The organism is Umezawaea sp., assembly GCF_036375055.1.
GTDB lineage: Bacteria > Actinomycetota > Actinomycetes > Mycobacteriales > Pseudonocardiaceae > Umezawaea.
Genome location: NZ_DASUSQ010000131.1, coordinates 21963 through 27962, shown reverse-complemented (window position 1 = coordinate 27962; position 6000 = coordinate 21963). Strand labels below are relative to the sequence as shown.

Below are 6000 nucleotides of genomic sequence, written 5' to 3'. Positions count from 1 at the left end.
GCGAAGCTGGAGAGCTGGTCGACCATCGTGTTGATGGTGTACTTCAGCTCCAGGATCTCCCCCCGCGCCGACACGGAGATCTTCTGGCTCAGGTCGCCCCGCGCCACCGCCGTCGTGACCTGGGCGATGTTGCGCACCTGGTCGGTCAGGTTGCCCGCCATGAAGTTCACCGAGTCCGTGAGGTCCCGCCAGACGCCGCCGACGCCGGGCACCTCGGCCTGGCCGCCCAGCCTGCCCTCGCTGCCCACCTCGCGGGCCACGCGCGTCACCTCGTCGGCGAAGCTGGAGAGCTGGTCGACCATCGTGTTGACGGTCTCCTTCAGCTCCAGGATCTCCCCGCGCGCGTCCACGTCGATCTTCTGTGAGAGGTCGCCGCGCGCCACCGCCGTGGCGACCTGCGCGATGTCGCGGACCTGGCTGGTCAGGTTGCCCGCCATGGCGTTCACCGAGTCGGTCAGGTCCTCCCACGTCCCCGACACGCCGGGCACCTGCGCCTGCCCGCCGAGCCTGCCCTCGGTGCCGACCTCGCGGGCCACGCGGGTGACCTCGGAGGTGAACAGCGACAGCTGGTCGACCATGCCGTTGAAGACCGTGGCGATCTCGCCGAGCAGCCCGTCGGCGTCGTCAGGCAGCCTGGTGCCGAAGTCGCCGTCGCGCACGGCGGTCAGGCCCGCCAGGAGCTGCCGCAACCCCGGTTGGTCGACCACGTGCTCCACGGTGCCCGGTCTGGAGGCTTCCGCCGCAACGCCACTCATTCCACCCTCGTTCCGCTGGACCTGGTCCGTGGCCGGGAACGCCGAGAGCCCCTCCGCGTCGGGGAGGGGGCTCGACGCCGCGTGCTGGTTGAGGTGTTCCCGCTACCGGGGCCGGAGACCCGGACGAGCGGTTCCGCCGCGGGGGGCGGCGGGCCGGTCATCCCCGGCCCGCTTCCCTGGCGGCGGTCTCCAGCCTGTCCCGGTACCCCGACCACCACCGCCGGTCGCCGGGAGGGAGGTTGCTCAGGTCCCTGCGGACGCCGACGGCACCGTCGACCAGTTCTCGGACGACGTCGGCGTGCCCGGCGTGCCGCGTGGTCTCGGAGACCATGTGCACGAGGATCTGGTGCAGCGTGACCCGGCGCCGCTCCTCGGGCCAGTGGGCCACCACACCGGGCGCGTCGAGCGCCAGTTCGGTGATGGTCGCGTCGGCGTGCTCGCACGCCCGCCGGTACAGCCCCACCACGTCCTCGCGCGCCTCGTCGGCGGTGGCCCACATGTCGGCGTTGGGTTCCGCGTCGTCCCGCAGCCAGGCGGGCGGGTCGGGGAACGGCCTGCCGAACGTCTCGCCGAAGTACCCGATCTCGCACCCGGACACGTGCTTCACCAACCCGAGCAGGTTGGTGCCGGTCGGGGTGAGGGGCCTGCGGACGTCGTACTCCGCGAGACCTTCCAGCTTCCAGAGGAGGGCGTCGCGAGCGACCCCCAGGTAGTGGTGGAGGTCCGACTTGGGATCGGGACCGGTCATGGTCGGCACTCCTTCGGTCCGCGACGCGGCGGGCGGGACGGCTACACGGAACGGAGGCCGGGGTACCGCCGGGCGGGTTGGGCGGGTTGGGCGAGCGCCTCCGCCACCGAGGTGTGGAGCCGCTCCTCCAGCCCCCTCCCCACCAGTGCCAGCACCCTGCTCACCCGCCGGGAGCCGACCACGCGGAGGTCGACGCCCCGGTGGAGCGCCGCCAGCACGCAGGCGATGCCGACGGAGTCGCAGAAGGTCACGCCGGTCAGGTCGAGGACCACGGCCTCGCCCGCGGCGAACAGGAGCAGGTGCTCGTCCAGCGCGCCCGCGGTGGTCGCGTCGAGCTCACCCGACGCGGTGACGATCGACGCTCGGGGAGTGCGGTCGACCTCCACGAGCACGTCACCCTTCGACCTGTTCAGCACGGAACGTCCCCTCTGCCCTGTGTGCTTCCGCGTGTCGGTGCGGCCGGTCCGGCCGTCAGTCGGGTCGGTGGGGCGGCACGCCCCGCAGTGGTGGGTAGGGCTCGCCGGGCGGGTGCCGCGGCTCGACCGCGGCCCTGGCCTCCCGGAGCTGGTCCTCCAGCGTCACGATGCGGCAGGCCGCGCCCAGCCCGGTGCCCCGGTCGACCAGCTCGCGCACCCGCGCGGCGAGGCGCAGCTGGTGGCGGGAGTAGCGCCGGTGCCCACCCGAGGAGCGCTGGGGTTCGATCAGCCTCGCCTCGTCCAGGCTGCGCAGGAAGCCGGCCGAGGTGTTCAGCATCTCCGCGGCCCTGCCCGTCGTGTAGGCGGGGTAGTGGTCGTCGTCGAACTTCTCGGCCACCGAGCGCAGGGTCGGGGCCTCGTCGTGGTTGTCGGGGATCATCGCGCCTCCGCCTGGCGGCAGGCTCGACGGCGGTGGCGGGACACCCCTCGGGGGTACCGGCGCCGCCGGGGTCCACGAACCTCGCCATCGACTTCCTCTCCTCCAGCGGTCAGAAGGGTACCGACAGCCATGCTCGAATGTCTACACCAGCCACCACAGATTTACTCATTCAGGTGAACGAGGCACGAGAGGGGTCAGTGGCCGACGGTGCCCGTCCAGTCGAGGCAGACCACCACCGCGTCGTCGAGCAGGTCGGTGCCCTCGTGGTACTCCAGCAGCTCCGTGATGATCGCCCTGGCGGCCTCCGGCGCGGGCAGGTTGCGCGAGTCGCGGATGATCCGGTCCAGGTTGGTGGCGCCGTACTCGCCACCGCGCGGCGAGCGGGCGGTGTGCACGCCGTCGCTGACCACGACCAGCCGGTCCCCCGGCTCGACGTGGAAGTCCTGCTCCTGGTACTCGGTGCTCTCGAACATGCCCAGCGGCATCTGCTCCTCGAACGGGACCAGCTCGACCCGGCCGTCGCGCAGCCGCAGCAGGTGGGGTGACCCGGCGTCGACGACCCCGACCCGGCCGGTCGACAGCTCGAAGCGCAGCAGCAGGGTCGCCACGTGCTCGGCCCCGCCGTACTGGGCGTACACGGCCTGGTCCGCCAGGCACGCCTGGTCGACCAGGCCGAGACCGGCCCGGCGGGCGTTGCGCAGCGCGCTGATGGCGAGGTTGGTGAGCAGGGCGGCCTGGATGCCGCTGCCCATGCCGTTGGAGACCGTCACGGTCAGGTGGTCGGCGGACGCGCTCCAGTCGAAGTTGTCGCCGCCGATCGTGTAGGCGGGTTCGAGCTGCCCGCCCAGCGAGTACTCCTCGCGGGCGCAGCCGCGGCCGGGCAGCAGCTGCCACTGCATCTCGGCCGCCAGGCTCAGCCGCTCCCGCCGCCGGGCGCGCAGGTACAGGTCGGTGTCCCGCTCGGCGACGACCAGCTCGTGGCCGAGCGCGGTCGCGAGGTCCTCCAACGCCCGCCTGGCACCGTCGCCCGGCACCTCCCGCAGCGTCACCACGAGCACGCCGAGCCGGTCACCGCGCACCGCCACCGGCACGTAGGCCGCCACGCCGTCGCCGGGCACCGGTTCGAGCAGCGTCCGCTGGGCGGTGAACGCGCGCCCGGCAGCGCTGGTGCGGATCGAGATCGGCTCGGCGGTGTGCGGCAGCCTGGTCACCGGCTGGAGCACGTTCAGGCGGTAGTCCGCGAGCAGCAGCTCCGACCCGGCGACGTCGAAGTCGCTCCGCAGCACCGAGTCGAGGACGTCCAGCAGCGCGTGGGGAGGACTGGCGCGCAGCGCCCGCTCGGCGCGCACCAACCGGTCGTCGGCGCCGCTCATGGTTGCCTCCAGGTCGTCGGCGCGCGGCCGTTCGGCCCGCGCTGCTCCGTGCACAGCAGGCTGACAGTACGGTCCGCACCGACGACAACCGTCGACGCCTCGACCCCGGGCTGTTCCGGCGGGCGGCGAGGTGCCAGAGTAGGGGCCATGACGAGCAGCCACGGTCGAGGTCCGCGCACCGCGGACGTGTCCTCGGCCGTGGAAGCCGCCGCCGAGGCGCTCACCGCGCTGTGGGACCGCACGCAGCGGACGCCGAAGACGCGGGTGTCCCCGTCCCAGATGCAGGCCCTGGCCATCGTGGAGCGCCACGGCCAGATCAACCTCAACGGCCTCGCCGCGGAGCTCGACGCCATCCCGTCCTCCGCGAGCAGGCTGTGCGACCGGTTGCAGGCGGCCGGGCTGCTGACCCGCGCGGCGAGCGTGCACAACCGCCGCGAGGTCATGCTCGCGCTCACCAGGGACGGCAGGGCCCTGCTGGCCGAGGTCGGCCGGAACCGCCGCCAGGCACTGGCCCTGATCCTCGGCGACATGTCGCCCGCGGGTCGGGAAGCCCTGCTCACGGGGCTGGCGGAGTTCAACGCCGCGGCGCACGACGCCACCTCGTGGGAACGGCGCGCCTGAGCGCTTTTTTGTCTTCCGACAAATGTTGCCGACGGTGAGCTGCGGAAACACCCGCGCACGGGTCGTTCCGACATCGAGAGCACCTGGGGCTCAGTGGAATTACCACCACCGGACGTGCATACTGAGGTCACAACGTTTGTCGTGGTGCAACGATGAAGTTGGTACCCGAGACGAAGGCGGCACGGACCCGTGACGATCCAGGACGTGCTGCCCACCGGACAGGTCCGGTTCTCCCGCTCCCACGACCTCCCCCGCGTCGACCTGCTCGGCGACATCGACCGCGCCGCCACGGCGCGACTGGAGCAGGCCTACCTCGAACTGGCCGCGGGAGCCCCGTCGCACGTCGTGGTCGACCTCGCGGGCGCGACCTTCTTCGGCTGCGCGGGCCTGACGTTCCTGGCCAGGCTGAACCTCCACCTCGGCTCGACCGGCCACCGCGTGCGGATCGTCGGCCCCCGCCGCGCCGCGGCGCGCGTGCTCAGCCTCACCGGCTTCACCTGGGACGTCGACCTCCCGGCCGCCACCGACCTCGCCCCCGTCTGACTAGGCCTCCGGCGCGAGGATCAGGCACGTCGTGGTGGCGTGGGCGACCAGGGCACCCCGCTCGTCCACGACCCGGCCCTCGGCGGTGGCCGTGCGCCTGCCCGCGTGCACGACCTTGCCCTCCCCCACGAGCCGCCTGCCGTCGGTGCGGGCGGACCGGATGTAGTTCACCTTCAGCTCCAGCGTGGTGTAGCCGACGCCGGGGGCGAGGGTGGAGTGCACGGCGCAGCCCATGACCGAGTCGAGCAGGGTGGCGGCGATGCCGCCGTGCACCGTGCCGAGCGGGTTCATGAAGTCGGGTCGGGTCACCAGCGACATCACGACGCGACCCTCCTCGACCTCGTCGAAGCTCATGCCGAGCAGGCGGCCGATGTGCGGCGCGTCGACGTCCTGGGTGCGCTGCGCGTGGCGCATCACGTCGAGGCCGGACAGCGCGGTGGGGTCAACGGTGGTCATGCCTCAACTATTATCATGGTAGTTGCACTCCGGGAAAGTCCGGACCGAAAGCCCGAGGAGGCCCGCGGTGGTCCAGCACGTCAGCTTCGCCGACGCGAACTGCCCGATCGCCCGCAGCCTGGAGCACGTCGGCGAGTGGTGGAGCGTGCTGGTCCTGCGGGACGTGTCCGCGGGCGTCACGCGCTTCGCCGACCTCCAGGCGAACCTGGGGATCTCCCCCGGTTCGCTCAGCCGCAGGCTCAAGGGACTGGTCGCGTCCGGCCTGCTGGAGCAGCGCGTCTACGCCACCGGCCCGACCCGGCACGAGTACGTGCTGACCGCGAGCGGGCGCGACTTCCTGCCCGTGCTCGCCGCGATGGCCGCGTGGGGGCACCGGCACTTCGGCCCCGAGCGGCCGTCGGCCCGCCTGGTCGACCGCGCCACGGGCCGGACCGCGCGCCCGGTCGTGCTCGACGAGAAGACGGGCAAGCGGATCACCGGCGAGGACCACGGCTTCGAACCGGCCTGACGACGTCTGGTGCGGTGGCCACGAACCCTTGCCGGGTTTCGTGCCGTTCAGGGCGATTCATCGTGGCGCCGCCTCCCCCGCGCCCGCCGGCGAAGAGGCATCGGCACCGCTCTCGCACCGGCAGTACGGGGGCGTGGGGGC

General features: G+C 72.6%; 9 protein-coding genes. 3 read left to right on the top strand and 6 right to left on the bottom strand.

Features of this window, described 5'->3' with window-relative positions; genetic code table 11:
• The 5 genes from VFZ92_RS32820 to VFZ92_RS32800 all read right to left on the bottom strand — a co-directional run.
• Positions 1-755: HAMP domain-containing protein (locus VFZ92_RS32820; RefSeq protein ID WP_414720083.1), on the bottom strand; the 755-nt coding region annotated here is incomplete at its 3' end.
• A 157-nt stretch (positions 756-912) separates the two neighbouring features.
• The gene (locus VFZ92_RS32815) at positions 913-1503 is read right to left on the bottom strand and encodes a DinB family protein (protein WP_330880125.1); all 591 of its coding nucleotides are present in this window, start codon (positions 1501-1503) and stop codon (positions 913-915) included.
• Positions 1504-1544: 41 nt separating this feature from the next.
• Entirely contained in the window at positions 1545-1919 is a 375-nt protein-coding gene (locus VFZ92_RS32810) for an STAS domain-containing protein (RefSeq protein WP_330880123.1), read from the bottom strand.
• Positions 1920-1974: 55 nt separating this feature from the next.
• Positions 1975-2358: a MerR family transcriptional regulator gene (locus VFZ92_RS32805; protein ID WP_330880121.1), complete on the bottom strand. Its 384-nt coding sequence runs from the start codon at positions 2356-2358 to the stop codon at positions 1975-1977.
• 194 nt (positions 2359-2552) lie between these two features.
• On the bottom strand, positions 2553-3785 hold the full coding sequence (locus VFZ92_RS32800; RefSeq protein ID WP_330880119.1) for a PP2C family protein-serine/threonine phosphatase: 1233 nt from the start codon (positions 3783-3785) through the stop codon (positions 2553-2555).
• Between the two features lie 93 nt (positions 3786-3878).
• On the opposite strand from VFZ92_RS32800, the gene VFZ92_RS32795 reads away from it, so the two are divergent.
• Both VFZ92_RS32795 and VFZ92_RS32790 read left to right on the top strand, forming a co-directional pair.
• Positions 3879-4352 (top strand): MarR family winged helix-turn-helix transcriptional regulator, encoded by a 474-nt coding sequence (locus VFZ92_RS32795; protein WP_330880117.1) that lies wholly within the window; start codon positions 3879-3881, stop codon positions 4350-4352.
• A 189-nt stretch (positions 4353-4541) separates the two neighbouring features.
• Positions 4542-4895 carry an STAS domain-containing protein gene (locus tag VFZ92_RS32790; RefSeq protein WP_330880115.1) on the top strand — a complete coding sequence of 118 codons (354 nt, stop codon included), beginning with the start codon at positions 4542-4544 and terminating at the stop codon, positions 4893-4895.
• Here the strand turns inward: VFZ92_RS32790 and VFZ92_RS32785 are convergent, their stop codons facing one another.
• Positions 4896-5351: a PaaI family thioesterase gene (locus tag VFZ92_RS32785; protein ID WP_330880113.1), complete on the bottom strand. Its 456-nt coding sequence runs from the start codon at positions 5349-5351 to the stop codon at positions 4896-4898.
• 67 nt (positions 5352-5418) lie between these two features.
• Here VFZ92_RS32785 and VFZ92_RS32780 point away from each other — a divergent pair, with 67 nt between their 5' ends.
• Positions 5419-5859 carry a helix-turn-helix domain-containing protein gene (locus tag VFZ92_RS32780; protein WP_330880111.1) on the top strand — a complete coding sequence of 147 codons (441 nt, stop codon included), beginning with the start codon at positions 5419-5421 and terminating at the stop codon, positions 5857-5859.
• Positions 5860-6000 lie beyond the last annotated feature (141 nt).

What these genes read in the sequence shown, in the direction of transcription:
- VFZ92_RS32805 (WP_330880121.1), bottom strand. Translation starts at nt 2,358, where the DNA reads ATGATCCCCGACAACCACGACGAGGCCCCGACCCTGCGCTCGGTGGCC.
- VFZ92_RS32785 (WP_330880113.1), bottom strand. Translation starts at nt 5,351, where the DNA reads ATGACCACCGTTGACCCCACCGCGCTGTCCGGCCTCGACGTGATGCGC.
- VFZ92_RS32815 (WP_330880125.1), bottom strand. Translation starts at nt 1,503, where the DNA reads ATGACCGGTCCCGATCCCAAGTCGGACCTCCACCACTACCTGGGGGTC.
- VFZ92_RS32795 (WP_330880117.1), top strand. Translation starts at nt 3,879, where the DNA reads ATGACGAGCAGCCACGGTCGAGGTCCGCGCACCGCGGACGTGTCCTCG.